Annotated in this window: 15 protein-coding genes; 8 read left to right on the top strand and 7 right to left on the bottom strand. The window is 75.0% G+C overall.

Annotated features, from left to right (window positions below; genetic code table 11):
- Positions 1-14 precede the first annotated feature (14 nt).
- Genes ABEA04_RS08220 through ABEA04_RS08210 form a run of 3 tightly spaced genes read right to left on the bottom strand, consistent with a single transcriptional unit; the run spans position 15 to position 1,548 of the window.
- Positions 15-572, bottom strand: coding sequence for a hypothetical protein (locus tag ABEA04_RS08220; protein WP_345456780.1), 558 nt, complete (start codon positions 570-572; stop codon positions 15-17).
- 57 nt (positions 573-629) lie between these two features.
- Positions 630-1,124, bottom strand: coding sequence for a hypothetical protein (locus ABEA04_RS08215; RefSeq protein WP_345456778.1), 495 nt, complete (start codon positions 1,122-1,124; stop codon positions 630-632).
- Between the two features lie 55 nt (positions 1,125-1,179).
- The gene (locus ABEA04_RS08210; protein WP_345456776.1) at positions 1,180-1,548 is read right to left on the bottom strand and encodes a VOC family protein; all 369 of its coding nucleotides are present in this window, start codon (positions 1,546-1,548) and stop codon (positions 1,180-1,182) included.
- 27 nt (positions 1,549-1,575) lie between these two features.
- Between ABEA04_RS08210 and ABEA04_RS08205 the strand changes: the two genes are divergently transcribed.
- Positions 1,576-2,424, top strand: coding sequence for an AraC family transcriptional regulator (locus tag ABEA04_RS08205; protein ID WP_345456773.1), 849 nt, complete (start codon positions 1,576-1,578; stop codon positions 2,422-2,424).
- Here ABEA04_RS08205 and ABEA04_RS08200 read toward each other — a convergent pair.
- Positions 2,412-3,257, bottom strand: a complete 846-nt coding sequence (locus ABEA04_RS08200) for a hypothetical protein (protein ID WP_345456771.1) — start codon at positions 3,255-3,257, stop codon at positions 2,412-2,414. The genes ABEA04_RS08205 and ABEA04_RS08200 overlap by 13 nt on opposite strands.
- Positions 3,254-3,760 (bottom strand): SigE family RNA polymerase sigma factor, encoded by a 507-nt coding sequence (locus tag ABEA04_RS08195; RefSeq protein WP_345456769.1) that lies wholly within the window; start codon positions 3,758-3,760, stop codon positions 3,254-3,256. The genes ABEA04_RS08200 and ABEA04_RS08195 overlap by 4 nt, the downstream gene beginning before the upstream one ends.
- Before the next feature lie 130 nt (positions 3,761-3,890).
- On the opposite strand from ABEA04_RS08195, the gene ABEA04_RS08190 reads away from it, so the two are divergent.
- Positions 3,891-4,616 (top strand): response regulator transcription factor, encoded by a 726-nt coding sequence (locus tag ABEA04_RS08190; protein WP_345456766.1) that lies wholly within the window; start codon positions 3,891-3,893, stop codon positions 4,614-4,616.
- Positions 4,616-6,082 (top strand): sensor histidine kinase, encoded by a 1,467-nt coding sequence (locus ABEA04_RS08185; protein WP_345456763.1) that lies wholly within the window; start codon positions 4,616-4,618, stop codon positions 6,080-6,082. The genes ABEA04_RS08190 and ABEA04_RS08185 overlap by 1 nt, the downstream gene beginning before the upstream one ends.
- Positions 6,083-6,137: 55 nt before the next feature.
- On the opposite strand, the gene ABEA04_RS08180 is transcribed toward ABEA04_RS08185, so the two are convergent.
- Positions 6,138-7,514: an MFS transporter gene (locus ABEA04_RS08180; RefSeq protein WP_345456760.1), complete on the bottom strand. Its 1,377-nt coding sequence runs from the start codon at positions 7,512-7,514 to the stop codon at positions 6,138-6,140.
- 125 nt (positions 7,515-7,639) lie between these two features.
- Between ABEA04_RS08180 and rocD the strand changes: the two genes are divergently transcribed.
- The 3 genes from rocD to ABEA04_RS08165 all read left to right on the top strand — a co-directional run bounded on the left by rocD (position 7,640) and on the right by ABEA04_RS08165 (position 12,995).
- Positions 7,640-8,863 carry an ornithine--oxo-acid transaminase gene (rocD, locus tag ABEA04_RS08175; RefSeq protein ID WP_345456757.1) on the top strand — a complete coding sequence of 408 codons (1,224 nt, stop codon included), beginning with the start codon at positions 7,640-7,642 and terminating at the stop codon, positions 8,861-8,863.
- Between the two features lie 214 nt (positions 8,864-9,077).
- The gene (locus ABEA04_RS08170) at positions 9,078-10,961 is read left to right on the top strand and encodes a glycosyltransferase family 39 protein (RefSeq protein WP_345456754.1); all 1,884 of its coding nucleotides are present in this window, start codon (positions 9,078-9,080) and stop codon (positions 10,959-10,961) included.
- A gap of 132 nt (positions 10,962-11,093) precedes the next feature.
- On the top strand, positions 11,094-12,995 hold the full coding sequence (locus ABEA04_RS08165; protein WP_345456751.1) for a glycosyltransferase family 39 protein: 1,902 nt from the start codon (positions 11,094-11,096) through the stop codon (positions 12,993-12,995).
- On the opposite strand, the gene ABEA04_RS08160 is transcribed toward ABEA04_RS08165, so the two are convergent.
- Positions 12,996-13,598: a TetR/AcrR family transcriptional regulator gene (locus ABEA04_RS08160; protein ID WP_345456748.1), complete on the bottom strand. Its 603-nt coding sequence runs from the start codon at positions 13,596-13,598 to the stop codon at positions 12,996-12,998.
- 49 nt (positions 13,599-13,647) lie between these two features.
- Here ABEA04_RS08160 and ABEA04_RS08155 point away from each other — a divergent pair, with 49 nt between their 5' ends.
- On the top strand, positions 13,648-14,490 hold the full coding sequence (locus ABEA04_RS08155; RefSeq protein ID WP_345456745.1) for an SDR family NAD(P)-dependent oxidoreductase: 843 nt from the start codon (positions 13,648-13,650) through the stop codon (positions 14,488-14,490).
- A gap of 8 nt (positions 14,491-14,498) precedes the next feature.
- Positions 14,499-15,050, top strand: a complete 552-nt coding sequence (locus tag ABEA04_RS08150) for a DUF402 domain-containing protein (protein WP_345456742.1) — start codon at positions 14,499-14,501, stop codon at positions 15,048-15,050.
- The last annotated feature ends 14 nt before the right edge of the window (positions 15,051-15,064 follow it).

Here is a 15,064-nt window from a genome sequence, read left to right as displayed (position 1 = left end):
TCCCGCCGACCCCCTCAGTCGACGACGCAGTGGTGCCAGAAGAGCTGGCCGCTGGAGTTCTGCACCGTGAACCCCAACTGGTCGATCCCGATCGGCGTCAGGGGGTACTCCGCGGTGTAGTCGGCGGTGAACTCGTAGTTGCCCGAGTTGCCGTCGGCCCACGTGAACTCGTCGTGGGTCGCGATCCACCTGACCTCGAGCGTGGTGGGCAGCCGCCCGCCCCGGCGCGAGCAGTCGTCGATGGCCGCCTGGTGGCTGGACGGGCCCCAGCTCCGCAGCGGCACGCAGCCGCCGAACAGCTTGGCCTGGCCGGTGTCGCACCGGTGGTCGAGCTTGGCGCGGGCGACCGAGCCGTTGCGCAGGTCCGCACCGGTCAGGCTGCCGTCGCGGACGTCGACGCCGCCGAGCGTGCGGTCGGCGACGTCACGGCTCTGGATCGTGCCGTCCTTGATCTGGGCGGAGGTCACCTGGCCGGCGGCGTAGCCCGCGCCGCCGGAGGCGGCGACGAGGGCCAGGGTGGCCACGACGAACGAGGGCGTGATGCGGGCGCGCGGCCCGGTGGAGGTGGTCATGACGGCCACCGTCCTCCGACCCGTTCGGGTTCGGTGTGGAAATCCTGAGACCCCGGGTCAGGTGTTCGAGCCCTGGGTCTCCGCCGGCGCGTCGGGGACGACGTCCTCGTCCGGCACCGCGCCGGGCGGCAGCCCGCCCGGCGCCTGGCCCGGCGCGAAGCCCGGGGGCAGCTGCCCGTCCTGCGGGTCGAAGCCGCCGGGGCCGCGGCCGTCCTGGTCATCGTCCTGGCCGGTCTGGCCGTCGTCCTGGCCGGTCTGCCCGAACATCGCTCCGCCGGGGCCGCGCTGACCCGGGCCGTCGCGGTCGTCGGCGCCGCTGCTCACGGCGCCGAGGGCGGCCCCGCCCAGACCGCCCAGCACGAGCGCGGCCAGCCCGACGGCGGCGACCCCGCGCCAGCCGAGCACCCGGTCGCGCAGCGGCGTCCGGGCGGCGGCCGGTGCCGCCTCGGTCGGCGGCGCGGGCGGGACGGGTGCGGTGGGCGGGTCCTGCGGCAGCTCGGTGGTGGGGTGGTCGGGCGTCGGGTCGGGCGTCTGGCCCCTCTCGGTGCTCATGCCGCGAGGCTCGCCGGGCCGCCTGTGCCCCACCTGTACGCGGGGCGTGCGCGGGCTACCAGTTGGCCGCGGCGGTGAGGCAGAACGGGTGGCCGGCCGGGTCGATCAGCACCCGCCAGGTCTCGCCGGGCTGGGGGTCGGCGAGGGTGGCACCGAGCTCGACGGCGCGTGCCTCGGCGGCGTCCACGTCGTCGCAGCCGAGGTCGAAGTGGAACTGCTTGCTGCCGCGCTCGTTCGGCCACGCCGGCGCCTCGTACCCGGCGACCAGCCCGAAGCCGAGGGCCGCGCCGCCCGGGCCGGTCAGCATCGCGTACTCCTCCTCCTGCGCCACGACGTCCCAGCCGAGCAGCTGCGACCAGAAGGTCGCCTCCGCGGCGACGTCGGCGCAGTCGAGGGTCATCATCTTCAGCTCTGCGGTGCTCATGTCACCCATCGTTCCTAGGATCCGACCGTGGCCGCTAGGAGAAAGGCGACGTCGTCGCGGGCCGGCATCCTGCGTCCCGCCGAGCTGGCGCGGCACGCCGTCCACGAGCGCACGCCGTGCCGCCCCGAGCTCGACCCGTGGGTCGAGAACCACTGGTCGCTGCGGTGGTCGCTCCCGCCGGGCACCACCTTCACCAGCCACACGCTCCCCCACCCCGCCTGCACCCTGAGCGTCGAGCTCGGGCACCCGCGGGCCGGTGTCGGCGACGACCGCGTGGTGCTCACCGGGGTCGTCACCCGCCGCTTCGACGTCGAGATCGCGGACGACGGGTGGGTGCACGCGGTGAAGTTCCGCCCCGGCGGGCTGGCCGCGCTCACGGGGCAGCCGGCGCGACCGCTGACCGACCGCACCGTGCCGGCGCGCGGGCTGCTGCCGGACGACGTCGTCGAGGCCTTCCGGTCGGTCGGGCCGGGGACGTCGTCCGAGGGCGCCGCGGCCACCACCGGTGCGGCCGTCGCGGCGTGGGCGGCCGGCCACGAGGTCGACCCCGACCACGACCTCGTGCTGCGGCTGGTCGGCGACATGCTGGCCGACCGCACGCTGCTGCGGGTGGCGCAGGTCGAGGAGCGGCACGGCGTCCCGCACCGGCGCCTGCAGCGGCTGTTCGCGCACTACGTCGGCGTCGGGCCGAAGTGGGTGCTGGCCCGCTACCGGATGCACGACGTCGTCTCGGCGCTCGACGCCGGCTACGACGGCTCGCTGGCCGACCTGGCCGCCACCCACGGCTGGTACGACCAGGCGCACTTCGGCCGCGACTTCCGGCGGCTGGTGGGGGTCGCGCCGAGCGACTACCGCGCCCGCGCTCAGCCGGTGTAGGTGACCTCGCGGACGTCGACCGTGCGGTCGGCGTCGGTGGTCAGCGTCAGGGGTGCCGCCTTCAGCGGGTCCCAGCCCTGCCGCCAGTCGCCGACGTCGTAGAAGACGGTGTAGCCCTCGATCACCTCGGTGCTCGAGCCGGTCACCGGCCGCGGTTGCTCGCCGGGCGCGCTGATCGAGAACGTCACGTCGCCGCGTGCGACGCCTTGCAGCAGGTAGTAGCCGCCGGTGGTGTCGACCGGGTCGCCCGGCAGCCCGAGCAGGAAGCCGTCGTAGAGCGCGACGTCGTCCCGACGCAGGCCTTGTGGTGTCAGTGGCACGAAGACCCGCAGCAGGCGGTCGCCGTCGCGCAGCCCGCGCACCAGCACCGGCTCGCCGTCGAGGTCGGCGCCGTAGAGCACCTCGTCGTAGCGGCCCGCGCGGCCGACGGTGAGCACCTCGCCCAGCGGCGGCGCGGCCTCCCACTCGCCGTTCACGTAGCCGAGCGGCGTCTGGAGCCGGCCCTTCTCGAGCGTCTCGGGGGGCCGCGGGGCGACCGGCCCGGTCCTCACGGTCGGCGTGGATGTCGGCGTCGGAGAGGCCGACGGCGGCGTCGGGCTCGGGTCGGTGGCGACCCCCGACCCGGTGGGCTCGTCACCCCCGACGAGGACGGCGGCCGAGACGGCCGCGGTGCCCACCACGACGAGCGCGGCGGCGCCCGCGGCGAGCCGGCGGCGCACGACGAGCCGTCGTCCACCGGCGCGCAGCCGGGCGAGGTCGGGCGCGGGGACGTCGGTGGCGTCGCGGTCGGCGGCCACCAGGGCCGCCATGCGCTCGTCGGTGTCGTGGGTCATCGCTGGGTCCCTCTCCGGTCGGTGTGGTCGTGGGCCTCGCGCAGCCGGGCGAGGGCGCGCGAGGCGGTGCTGCGGACGGTGCCGGGGCTGACTCCGAGCCGGTGGGCGACGTCCTTCTCGGGGGTGTCGAGGTAGTAGCGCAGGACGACGATCGCCCGCTCCCGCGGCGAGAGCGGCGCGAGCAGCTCGACGAGCTCGCTGCGGTCCTCGACGGAGGTGTCGGCGGCCCGGCCCGCGTCGGGCAGGTGCTCGCTCGGGGTCGGACGACGGCGGCGTCCGGTGTCGATGTAGGCGTTGACGAGGGCGCGGTGCACGTAGGAGTAGGCGCCCTCGCGGCGCACCCGGCCCCACCGGGCGTAGCTGCGGGCGAGGGCGGTCTGCACCAGGTCCTCCGCCTCGTGGGCGTCGTGCGCGAGCAGGTAGGCCGCCCGGCGCAGCCGCGGCCAGGCGGCGAGCACGAACTCCTCGAACTCGCGGTCGCGCTCGGTGCTCCTGGCCGTCATCGGTGCCTCTCGTCGATCGACTGTCTCACCCCTCCCTACGCAGCCCGGGCCGCCGACGTTGAGCGACGGGCACACCGGGTTGCGGGGTGTCGCACAGCCGGCTCACAGACAGCGCGCGCACAGTGGGCGCATGGCCACCGGAGCACCCGACCTGCTGCGCCCCGACGGCACGCCCGTGCGGGTGCTCGTCGTCGACGACGAGGTCAACATCGCCGAGCTGATCTCGATGGCGCTGCGCTACGAGGGCTGGGAGGTCGCCACCGCGCACCGCGGGTCGGCCGCGGTGGCGAGGGCGAAGGACTTGCGGCCCGACGCCGTCGTCCTCGACCTGATGCTGCCCGACTTCGACGGCCTCGAGGTGATGCGGCGGCTGCGCGACGACGACCCCACGGTGCCGGTGCTGTTCCTCACCGCCAAGGACGCCGTGGAGGACCGTGTCGCCGGGCTGACCGCCGGCGGCGACGACTACGTCACCAAGCCGTTCTCGCTGGAGGAGGTCGTGGCGCGGCTGCGGGCGCTGATGCGGCGCGCCGGCGCCCGGCAGGCCACCGACACCTCGGTGCTCACCGTCGGCGACCTGACCCTCGACGAGGACAGCCACGAGGTGACCCGCGGCGGCGACGAGATCACGCTCACCGCCACCGAGTTCGAGCTGCTGCGGTTCCTCATGCGCAACCCGCGGCGGGTGCTCAGCAAGGCGCAGATCCTCGACCGGGTCTGGCACTACGACTTCGGCGGCCAGGCCAACGTGGTCGAGCTCTACGTCAGCTACCTGCGCAAGAAGGTGGACGCCGGCCGCGCGCCGATGATCCACACGCTGCGGGGTGCGGGCTACGTGCTCAAGCCGGCGGTCTGATGCGACGGCCGCGGCTGCACGCGCCGTCCGGGCTGACCGCCCGTCTGGTGGTCACCGTCGTCGCCCTCGTGGTGGTGGTCTCGGTCGTCATCGGCGCGGTGACGGCGGTGGCGCTGCGTGCGAGCCTGCTCGACCGGCTCGACGGGGACGTCTCCGCCGCGCTCGACCGGGCACAGGGCGGGCCACGGGGCCTGCCGTTCCCGCCTCCGGGGCAGTTCGCGCCCGGCGACGCCGACGGCCGGGGTGAGCCCGACGACGTGCGCGGTCAGGGCGTCGGCACCCTCACCGCGTTCTTCTACGACGACTTCCAGCCCGGGGTGGGCGACGTCCTCGTCGACGACGGCGACGGACCGGCCGAGCGCCGCGAGCTGGGCGACGACGTGCTGGACCGGCTGTCCGAGGTGCCCTCAGACGGGGAGCCGCACACCGTCGACCTCGCCGGGCTCGGCTCCTACCGGGTGGTGCGCGAGGACGACGTCGCGGTGGGGCTGCCCACCGGCGACGTCTCCGGCACCGTGCGCACGCTCGTGCTGGTCGAGCTCGGTCTGGTGCTGGCCGGCGGGCTGGCCGCGGCCGCCGGCGGGCTGCTGCTGGTGCGGCGCCAGCTGCGCCCGCTGCGGGAGGTGGCCGGCACCGCGCACCGGGTGGCCGCGCTGCCGCTCGACGCCGGCGAGATCGGCGTGACCGAGCGGGTGCCCGAGCGGCTCACCGACGAGCGCACCGAGGTCGGCCAGGTGGGCGCGGCGCTCAACACGCTGCTGGCCCACGTGGAGACCTCGCTCGACGCGCGGCACGCGAGCGAGCAGCGGGTGCGGCAGTTCGTGGCCGACGCCTCCCACGAGCTGCGCACGCCCCTGACGACGATCGCGGGCTACACCGAGCTGGCGCGGCGGCGTCCGGACGACGCGGCGGCGGCCTCGACGGCGCTGGCGAAGGTCAGTGACGAGTCGGCGCGCATGACGGCGCTGGTGGAAGACCTGCTGCTGCTGGCACGCCTCGACTCCGGCCGGCCGCTCGAGCGGCGTCCGGTCGACCTCACCCGGCTGCTGCTGGAGGCCGTCTCCGACGCCCGCGTCGTGGCGCCCGACCACCACTGGCGCCTCGAGCTGCCCGAGGAGGCCGTGGAGGTCACCGGAGACGAGCAGCGGCTGCACCAGGTGGTGACCAACCTGCTCACCAACGCCCGCAAGCACACGCCACCGGGGACGACGGTGACGGTGACGGCCCGGGCGGGCGGGTTCAGCGTGCACGACGACGGCCCCGGCTTCCCGACCGAGCTGGTGCCGCACGCCTTCGAGCGGTTCGCCCGCGGCGACGCCGCCCGCGAGCGCACCGGCGGGGTCGGCCTCGGGCTCGCGCTGGTCGAGGCCATCGTGACCGCCCACGGCGGCACCGTGACCCTGACCAGCCGGCCCGGCGCCACCCGTTTCGACGTCTCCCTCGGCCGACCCGTCGGACATGTCTGACGGGTCGACGACGATCTTGCGCTGACCCGTCGGACATGTCTGACGGGTCAGCGAATCAACCGACCCGCACGGCGGGTGTGCGACGGTCGGCGGCCGCGCGGCCGCTGATGGTCGCGCCGGTCGTGGCGAGGCCGACCACGACGAGCAGCAGGACGGCGACGCCGCCGCTGGTGGAGCCGGTCAGCACCAGCAGCGCGCCGCCGAGTCCGACGAACGTCGACTGAGCGAGGCCGTCGGTGAGCTGGGCGGCGGCCGAGTTGGCGCCCACCTCGGCGGTGGCCGAGGAGCGCAGCAGCAGGAACGACAGCGACGAGAACGCCAGCCCCATGCCGAGCCCGGCGACCGCCCACAGCGGCAGCGCGAGCCACGGGACGCCGTCCTCGGGCGTGACGACGAGCAGGCCCAGGCTGGCCACGGCGATGGCGCCGAAGCCGACCCGCAGCAGCAGGCCGCGGGGCAGGTCGCCGCGCCGCCCCTGCCAGGCCGCGGACGCCGACCAGCCCAGCGAGCCGGCGATCAGCGGGGTGCCGGCGGCGGCGAGCGACCAGCCGTGCACGTCGGTGAGCACCAGCGGCAGCATCGCGGTGACCGCGAAGAAACCGCCCGACAGCAGCCCGCGGGCGGCGACCACGGCGGCCACGCCGGGCCGGGCGCGCAGCGTGCCCGGCGGCACGAGCCGCTGCAGCGAGGGCAGCAGCACCAGCAGCGCGACGGCGGCCACGACGGCGCCGGTCACGGTGGTCTCCTGGCCGGCCCAGCTGAGCGCCGCGACGCCGAGCGCCGCGGCCAGGGCGTAGGGCACGACCCGGCCGACCGGCGTCCGCGACTCGGACGGAGGTCCGAGCCGGCGTGCCACCGGCACCACCAGCGCGGTGGCGAGAACGACGAGCGGCAGCAGTCCGAGGAAGACCCAGTGCCACGAGAACGTCTCGGTGACCACGCCCGCGACCGGCGGGCCGATGAGCGACGGCAGCACCCACGCGGAGGAGATGAGGCCGAAGACGGCCGGCCGCGCCGCCTCGGCGTAGACCGCGGCGATCAGCACGTAGACGGCCACGCCCTGGGCGCCGGCGCCGAGGCCCTGCAGCACGCGGCCGGCGAGCAGCTGGGCCATCGTGGGCGCGAGCCCGGCGACCAGCAGCCCGAGGCCGAAGACCGCCGGGGCGGCGAGCAGCGCCGTCCGGGGGCCGTGGGCGTCGCACCAGCGGCCGCCGAGCACGGTGCCCACGACGTTGGCGGCCACGAAGGCCACGAACGGCCAGGCGTACTGGTCGGTGGTGCCGAGGTCGTCGATCAGGGCCGGCATCGCGGTGCTGACGCCCATGTTCTCGAAGGCGATCAGGCTGATGAGCAGGACGAGCCCGACGGTGACCGCGCGCAGCTCGGGGGAGAACAGGCCCGGTGCGGCGTTCGTCGTCCGGCCCGTGCTCACGCCTCCACTGTGGACCCCGGGACCGGGTCGCAGGCCACCCGGTTAGGTCGCGAGCCGATTGTCTGACAATCTGGCGTCGTCCGCCCGTATCGTGGGCGGCGAGCGACCCCGAGAGGAGTGACCCGATGACCGCACCCACCATCGACACCCAGCACAGCGCCGCGGCGCTGGAGGCCGCAGAGGCCCGCACCGCGCACAACTACCACCCGCTGCCGGTGGTGCTGGCCAACGCCGAGGGCGCGTGGATGACCGACGTCGACGGACGCCGCTTCCTCGACCTGCTGGCCGGCTACTCCGCGCTCAACTTCGGCCACTCCCACCCGCGGCTGCTCGAGGTGGCCCACGCCCAGCTCGACCGCATCACCCTCACCAGCCGCGCGTTCGTCCACGACCGCTTCGCCGCCTTCACCGCCGCCCTCGGTGACCTGTGCGGCAAGGACCTCGTGCTGCCGATGAACACCGGCGCCGAGGCCGTCGAGACCGCGATCAAGGTGGCCCGCAAGTGGGGCTACGAGGTCAAGGGCGTGCCCGCCGACCGCGCCGAGATCGTCGTGGCCTCGGGCAACTTCCACGGCCGCACCACCACCATCGTCGGCTTCTCCGACGACGCCGACGCCCGCGACGGCTTCGGCCCCTTCGCCCCCGGCTTCGTCACCGTGCGCTACGGCGACCTCGAGGCGCTCGAGGCCGCCATCACCCCGCACACCGTGGCCGTGCTCGTCGAGCCGATCCAGGGCGAGGGCGGCGTCGTCATCCCGCCGACCGGCTACCTGCGCGGCGTGCGCGAGATCTGCACCCGCGAGAACGTGCTGTTCGCCGCCGACGAGATCCAGGCCGGCCTCGGCCGCACCGGCCGCACCTTCGCCTGCGACCACGAGGACGTCGTCCCCGACCTCTACGTGCTCGGCAAGGCGTTGGGCGGCGGCATCGTGCCGGTCTCGGCCGTGGTGGCCGACCGCGACGTGCTCGGCGTGCTCAAGCCCGGCCAGCACGGCTCGACCTTCGGCGGCAACCCGCTGGCCTGCGCGGTCGGCACCGCCGTCGTCGAGATGCTCTCGACCGGCGACTTCCAGCAGCGCGCCACCGACCTCGGCGTCCTGGTGCGCGAGCGGCTCGAGGCGCTCGTGGGCCACGGCGTCGTGGGCGTCCGCGTGCGCGGACTGTGGGCCGGCATCGACGTCGACCCCGCCGTCGGCACCGGCCGCGAGGTCTGCGAGGCGCTGATGGAGCGCGGCGTCCTGGCCAAGGACACCCACGGCTCCACCATCCGCCTCGCTCCCCCGCTCGTCGTCAGCCCCGAGGACCTCGCCTGGGGCCTCGACCAGCTCGCCGACGTCGTCGCGCGCTGATCCGCGGGTAGTTCGGTACCCATCAACGTCGGGGGCCCGGTCGCACGTCGACCGGGTGACGAACTATCCCGGCGGGGCGTCGACGAACGCCGCGCGAACGCTCTGAGAACCCGCTGGGACGGCGTCGTGCCGGGAGGCCGAACACTCGTCGACGCCTCGGCGAACTCGGCCTCGGGCGGCGTCCGAGGGTCATCGGGGCACCCAGGCTGGACCCATGCCCGTCGTGTCGCGGCTGCGCCGTGTCCCCCCGCTCTGGGTGCTGCTGACCGCCACCGCCGTCCTCTACCTCTGGGGCCTGAGCTCGGCCGGCTGGGCCAACGCCTACTACTCCGCAGCCGCGCAGGCCGGGTCGCAGTCGTGGACGGCGTTCTTCTTCGGCTCCTTCGACGCGGCCGGGTCGATCACCGTCGACAAGCCGCCGCTGTCGCTGTGGCCCATGGCGCTCTCGGTGCGGCTGTTCGGGCTGTCGTCGTGGAGCATCCTCGCCCCGCAGGCCGTGATGGGCGTGGCGACCGTCGCCGTCGTGCACGCCGGCGTCCGACGGGCCACCGGCTCGAGCGGCGTGGCCCTGCTGGCGGGCGCCACCACCGCGCTGACGCCGGTCGCGGTGCTGATGTTCCGCTTCAACAACCCCGACGGATTGCTCGTCCTGCTGCTCAGCTGTGCCGCGGTCGCCACCCTGCGGGCCGTCGACGAGACCCGGGACGGCGCCGGTCGGCCGGTGCGTTGGCTCGCCCTGGCGGGACTGCTGGTCGGGCTCGGCTTCCTCACCAAGATGCTGCAGGCCTTCCTCGTCCTGCCGGCGCTGGCGCTCACCTACCTGCTGTGCGCGGCGGTGCCCTGGGGACGCCGGGTCGCCCACCTCGGCGTCGCGGCCGTGACCACCGTGGTCGGGGGGTCGTGGTGGCTGATCGCCGTGGACCTCTGGCCGGCCGACTCGCGGCCGTGGATCGGCGGGTCTCAGCACAACTCGGTGCTCGAGCTGGTCGTGGGCTACAACGGCCTGGGCCGGCTCACCGGTGACCAGGTCGGCGCGGTCAGCGGACCGCAGGGCTGGGGCCACAACACCCTGCTCAGGCTGCTCGACCCGACCACGGGCGGGCAGGCGGCCTGGCTGCTGCCCGCCGCGACGGTGCTCGGCGTGGCCGCACTCTGGCTCGTGTGGCGCGACCCGACGCCCGAGACGCTGCGGGCCCGGCCCACCATCGTGCTCTGGCTCGGCTGGACGCTGGTCACCTGGCTGGTCTTCAGCCTGATGAACGGCATCTTCCACGACTACTACACCGTCGCCCTCGCCCCGGCGATCGCCTCGGCCGGCGGCGTCGGCGCGTGGGTCCTGTGGCAGCACCGGGGCAGCGTCGTCGCGACGCGGGTGCTCGGTCTCGCCGTGCTCGCAACCACGGTGATGGCTCTGACGGTGCTGTGGCCGCAGCGAGGATGGCAGCCCTGGCTGCCCGTCACGGTCACGGTGGCAGCGGTGATCGCGCTCTGCCTGGCGGCATCGGCACACCGACGCGCAGTCCCGCTCGGCGGCGGGTTCGTCGTGATCGCACTCGTCACAGCGCTTGCCGGCCCGGCTGCCTACTCGGTCGAGACCGTGGGCCAGGCCCCGAGTGGTGCGGTTCCGCATGCCGGACCCGACAGCCCGCGCGCGCGAGCCGCGACGGGGCGCGACACCGTCTCCCCCGTCGGCACGCTCCTCCAGGCCGGCCGCCCCTCCCCCACGCTCGTGCGGCTGCTCACCCGCGACGCCGACGCCTTCACGTGGGTGGCCGCCGTGACCGGCGCCAACTCGGCCGCGGGCTTCCAGCTGGCGACCGGTCGACCCGTGATGCCGGTCGGCGGGTTCAACGGCACGGACCCCGCACCCGGGCTGCCCGCGTTCCGACGGTTGGTGCGCGAGGGTCGCATCCACTGGTACGTCGCCGGGGGCGGGCTGCTCCGCGCGGACGCCGGCGCCGAGTCGGCCGAGGTCTCCCGCAGCGGCAGCGACTCGGCGGTTCGCATCGCGCAGTGGGTGCGCACGAGGTTCGAGGCCCGACGGGTCGACGGGGTCGTCGTCCACGACCTCACACGCCCGCGCGCCGGCGCCGGGTAGATGGATCGTCAGTCGACCTCCGACCCCACCCCGGACGTCGACCCACGATCCATGTACCGCGGGAGGGGGCTCACAGGGGACTGACAGCCGGCACCGGACGTCGTCCCAGCGCGGACGGCGAACGTGGCGGTCATGACGACGATCGCGCCGCAGCGCCCGCCCGCCGCCCGTCCGGAGCCGCCGCCGGCGCCCGCGGGACGCCGCCCCCGACGCCGGTGGCCGGCCGACCGGGCGGCACACGCGGCGCTGCTCGCCGGCACCGCGCTGCTCTACCTGTGGGGGCTCGGGGCGTCGGGGTGGGGCAACTCGTTCTACGCCGCCGCGGCGCAGGCCGGGTCGCAGTCGTGGACGGCGTTCCTGTTCGGCGCCAGTGACGCAGCGGGCTCGATCACGGTCGACAAGCCGCCGCTGTCGGTGTGGCCGATGGCGCTGTCGGTGCGGCTGTTCGGGCTGTCGTCGTGGAGCGTGCTGGTGCCGCAGGCGCTGATGGGCGTGGCGTCGGTGGCGCTGCTGGTGGCGCTGGTGCGGCGGGTCACCGGCAACCGGTGGGCGGGGCTGCTCGCCGGCCTGGTGCTCGCGCTGACCCCGGTCGCGGTGCTGATGTTCCGCTTCGACAACCCCGACGCGCTGCTCACCCTGCTGCTCGTCGGGGCGGCCTGGGCCACCGTGCGGGCCCTGGAGTCGCCGCGGGCGCTGCGGTGGCTGGTGCTCGGCGGCGCGCTGCTCGGCCTGGCCTTCCTGACCAAGACGCTGCAGGCGTTCCTGGTGGTGCCGGGCCTGGTGGCGGCGTACGCGGTGTTCGCGACGGTGCCGTGGCGGCGCCGGGTCGGGCACCTGCTCGCCGCGGCCGCCGCGATGGTGGTGGCGGGCGGCTGGTGGGTGGCGCTGGTCGAGCTGTGGCCGGCCGGGTCGCGGCCCTACATCGGCGGCTCGCAGACCAACAGCTTCCTCGAGCTGACCTTCGGCTACAACGGCTTCGGCCGCCTCACCGGCGACGAGACCGGCTCGGTCGGCGGCGGCATGGGCTGGGGGACGACGGGCGTGTGGCGCCTGTTCGGCTCCGAGAACGGCGGCCAGGTCGCGTGGCTGCTGCCGGCGGCGCTGGTGCTGGGCGTCGCCGCGCTGGTGTGGGGCTCCCGGCCGGTGCGGGCGGCGTCCACGGTGATGCTGGGCTGGCTCGTCGTCACCGGCGCCACGTTCAGCCTGATGGCCGGCATCTACCACGCCTACTACACCGTCGTGCTGGCGCCGGCGATCGGCGCGCTGGTCGCCCTCGGCGCCTGGGTGCTGTGGCGCCGCCGCGACTCGCTCACGGCGACCGCGCTGCTCGGGTTCACCGTCGCGCTCACCGCGGCGTGGTCGTTCGTGCTGCTCGACCGCACGCCCGACTGGCTGCCGTGGCTGCGCTACGCGATCGCCACGGTGGGCTTCGCGGCGGCGCTACTGATCGTCGGGGCGCGGCTGCTCCCCCGCCGGTTCACGGCCGTGGTCGCCGCCGCGGCGCTCGTCGCGAGCCTGGCCGGACCGGCGGCGTACGCCGTCAGCACCGCGGCCACCCCGCACACCGGTTCGATCCCGACGGCCGGACCGTCGTCGGCCTCCGGGCCGGGCGGGATGCCGGGTGGGATGCCGGGTGGGACGCCGGGCGGCGGGGCGGGCGGGCTGCTCGACGCGAGCACGCCGTCGTCCGACCTGACCGCGCTGCTGCTGCAGGACGCCGACGCCTACGACTGGGTGGCCGCGACCGTCGGCTCGCAGTCGGCGGCCGGCTACCAGCTGGCCACGGAGCGCTCGGTGATGCCGATCGGCGGCTTCAACGGCAGCGACCCCAGCCCGACGCTCGCGGAGTTCCAGGCACTCGTGGAGGCCGGGCGCATCCACTGGTTCATCGGCTCCGGGCAGGGGCAGGGCGGTGGACCCGGCGGCGGGTTCGGCCCGGGCGGCGGCACGTCGTCCGAGATCGCGACCTGGGTGGCGGAGAGCTTCACCGCCCAGACCGTGGACGGCGTCACGCTCTACGACCTCACCGCGTAGTCAGGACGGCGCCGAGATGGCCTCGACCAGCGCCGGCAGCGACGCCGAGAGGATGGCAAGCAGCTCGTCGCGGCTCACGCCGGCCGGGTCGGTCACCCAGGTGACCACGACCTCCTCGGCCAGTGCGGCCCAGCCGCGCACGAGCAGGCGCACGGCGGGGGTGTCCTCGACGAGCGCGCCACCGGCGTCCTCGGTGAAGATGCGGTCGGTCAGGGCCGAGCGGGCGTCGTCGTAGATGGCGCGCAACGTCTCGTTGCCGCCCTGGGCGGCCCGCACGAGCGAGAGGTAGCCGGCCCGGTTGGCGACCACGTAGTCGACGTAGGCGGTCATGCTCGCGGCCAGCTGCTCGAGCGGGTCGCCGTGACCGGGCGGCGCCGTCTGCTCGATGAGGTCGTCGGCGGCCCGGCGGACGACGGCCTCGTGGAAGGCCTGCTTGCCGCCGAAGTAGTGGTAGAGCAGGCCCCGCGAGATGCCGGCCTCCTCGGCGAGCAGGTCGATCGACAGCTCGTCGAGGGAGCGGGTCGCGAGCAGGCGGACGCCGAGGTCGACCAGCTGCGAGCGCCGCTGGTCGGGCCGCAGCCGGGTGCGCGTGCTGGTGCTCACGCCCCCACTCTATTGACGCTCGTTCAATAGCGCTACTAGCGTGGTCGTCATGAAGACGCTGCGGGACAAGGTCGTCGTCGTCACGGGCGCCGGCTCCGGCATCGGGCGGGCCCTCGCCCTCGACCTCGCGAGGCGCGGAGCACTGCTCGCGCTCTCCGACGTCGACGAGGCCGGGCTGGCCGAGACGCTGCGGCAGGCCAAGGCGGCGGGCGCGACGACGGTGCGCACCGACCGGCTCGACGTCGCCGACCGCGACGCCATGGGCCGCTACGCGCTCGACGTCGTGCAGGAGCTCGGTCGCGTCAACGTGGTGATCAACAACGCCGGGGTCTCGCTCACCGGCGACCTGGTCGACCTCGAGTACTCCGACATCGACTGGATCCTCGGCGTCAACCTCGGCGGCGTGGTCAACGGCACCAAGGAGTTCCTGCCGCACGTCATCGCCTCCGGCGACGGCCACGTCGTCAACATCTCCTCGCTGTTCGGCCTGGTCTCGATGCCGGGCCAGTCGATGTACAACGCCACCAAGTACGCCGTGCGCGGCATGACCGAGGCGCTGCGCGAGGAGATGCTCGTGGCCGGCCACCCCGTCGGCGTGACGTCGGTGCACCCCGGCGGCATCAAGACCGCCATCGCCCGCAACAGCCGGGTCTCGGCCAAGACCGACCAGGCCGCCACGGCCCGCCTCTTCGACGAGAAGCTGGCCAAGATGACGCCCGAGAAGGCCGCCTCGATCATCGTGCGCGGCATCCTGAAGAACCAGGCCCGCGTGCTCGTCGGCCTCGACGCGCACGCCGTCCACACCTTCGCCAAGGTGCTCGGCTCGCGCTACCAGGACGTCGTCGCCAAGAGCTACAAGCGCGTCGTCCCCGACAACGCGGGCGTCGTCTGAGCCTGCCGGTGCGGGCAGCGCGCCCGGCCGTCGGCGCCCCCGTGCGGGTGCTCATGACGAAGTGGCCCGACCGCCCGCACTCGGCGTTCGCCGGCGCCTACCTCGGTGCCGACGCCTGGGGTGACTGGGTCGGCGCGCTGCGCGGCACGACGTGCCGGCGCGGCGGCAGCACCTACCCGGCCAGGAGCGACTGGGTGACGCTGCTGCCCGGCCCCGACGCGTGGTGGCGTGCCGGGTTCTACCACCACCCCGACCCCGCCGCGCCGCTCCACCCGACGCGCACCTACGTCGACGTCGCGACGCCGACGGTCTGGGAGGGTGACGGCGTCGCCACGTGCGTCGATCTCGACCTCGACGTCGTCGAGCGCACCGACGGCGCGGTGGTGGTCGACGACGAGGACGAGTTCGCGCAACGCCGCGCGGCCTACCCGGCGGACGTCGTCGCCGCGGCCGAGGCCGCGACCGCCTGGGTGCACGCAGCCCTCACCGCCGGCGCGGCCCCGTTCGACGGCCGCCACCGCGACCGGCTCGCCGCCCTGCGCCGTCACCACCGACCCTGAGCCAGTCCGAAGGG

It is taken from the genome of Nocardioides marinquilinus (assembly GCF_039543705.1).
Lineage (GTDB): Bacteria > Actinomycetota > Actinomycetes > Propionibacteriales > Nocardioidaceae > Nocardioides > Nocardioides marinquilinus.
The sequence above is the reverse complement of the archived record's forward strand: the minus strand, read 5'-3'. Positions and strand labels throughout refer to the sequence as shown.

Bases quoted from the DNA above. Each gene is read 5' to 3' on its own strand.
- ABEA04_RS08155 (WP_345456745.1), top strand. From the start codon at position 13,648: ATGAAGACGCTGCGGGACAAGGTCGTCGTCGTCACGGGCGCCGGCTCC.
- rocD (WP_345456757.1), top strand. From the start codon at position 7,640: ATGACCGCACCCACCATCGACACCCAGCACAGCGCCGCGGCGCTGGAG.
- ABEA04_RS08165 (WP_345456751.1), top strand. From the start codon at position 11,094: ATGACGACGATCGCGCCGCAGCGCCCGCCCGCCGCCCGTCCGGAGCCG.
- ABEA04_RS08190 (WP_345456766.1), top strand. From the start codon at position 3,891: ATGGCCACCGGAGCACCCGACCTGCTGCGCCCCGACGGCACGCCCGTG.
- ABEA04_RS08170 (WP_345456754.1), top strand. From the start codon at position 9,078: ATGCCCGTCGTGTCGCGGCTGCGCCGTGTCCCCCCGCTCTGGGTGCTG.
- ABEA04_RS08195 (WP_345456769.1), bottom strand. From the start codon at position 3,760: ATGACGGCCAGGAGCACCGAGCGCGACCGCGAGTTCGAGGAGTTCGTG.
- ABEA04_RS08210 (WP_345456776.1), bottom strand. From the start codon at position 1,548: ATGAGCACCGCAGAGCTGAAGATGATGACCCTCGACTGCGCCGACGTC.
- ABEA04_RS08215 (WP_345456778.1), bottom strand. From the start codon at position 1,124: ATGAGCACCGAGAGGGGCCAGACGCCCGACCCGACGCCCGACCACCCC.
- ABEA04_RS08200 (WP_345456771.1), bottom strand. From the start codon at position 3,257: ATGACCCACGACACCGACGAGCGCATGGCGGCCCTGGTGGCCGCCGAC.
- ABEA04_RS08185 (WP_345456763.1), top strand. From the start codon at position 4,616: ATGCGACGGCCGCGGCTGCACGCGCCGTCCGGGCTGACCGCCCGTCTG.
- ABEA04_RS08220 (WP_345456780.1), bottom strand. From the start codon at position 572: ATGACCACCTCCACCGGGCCGCGCGCCCGCATCACGCCCTCGTTCGTC.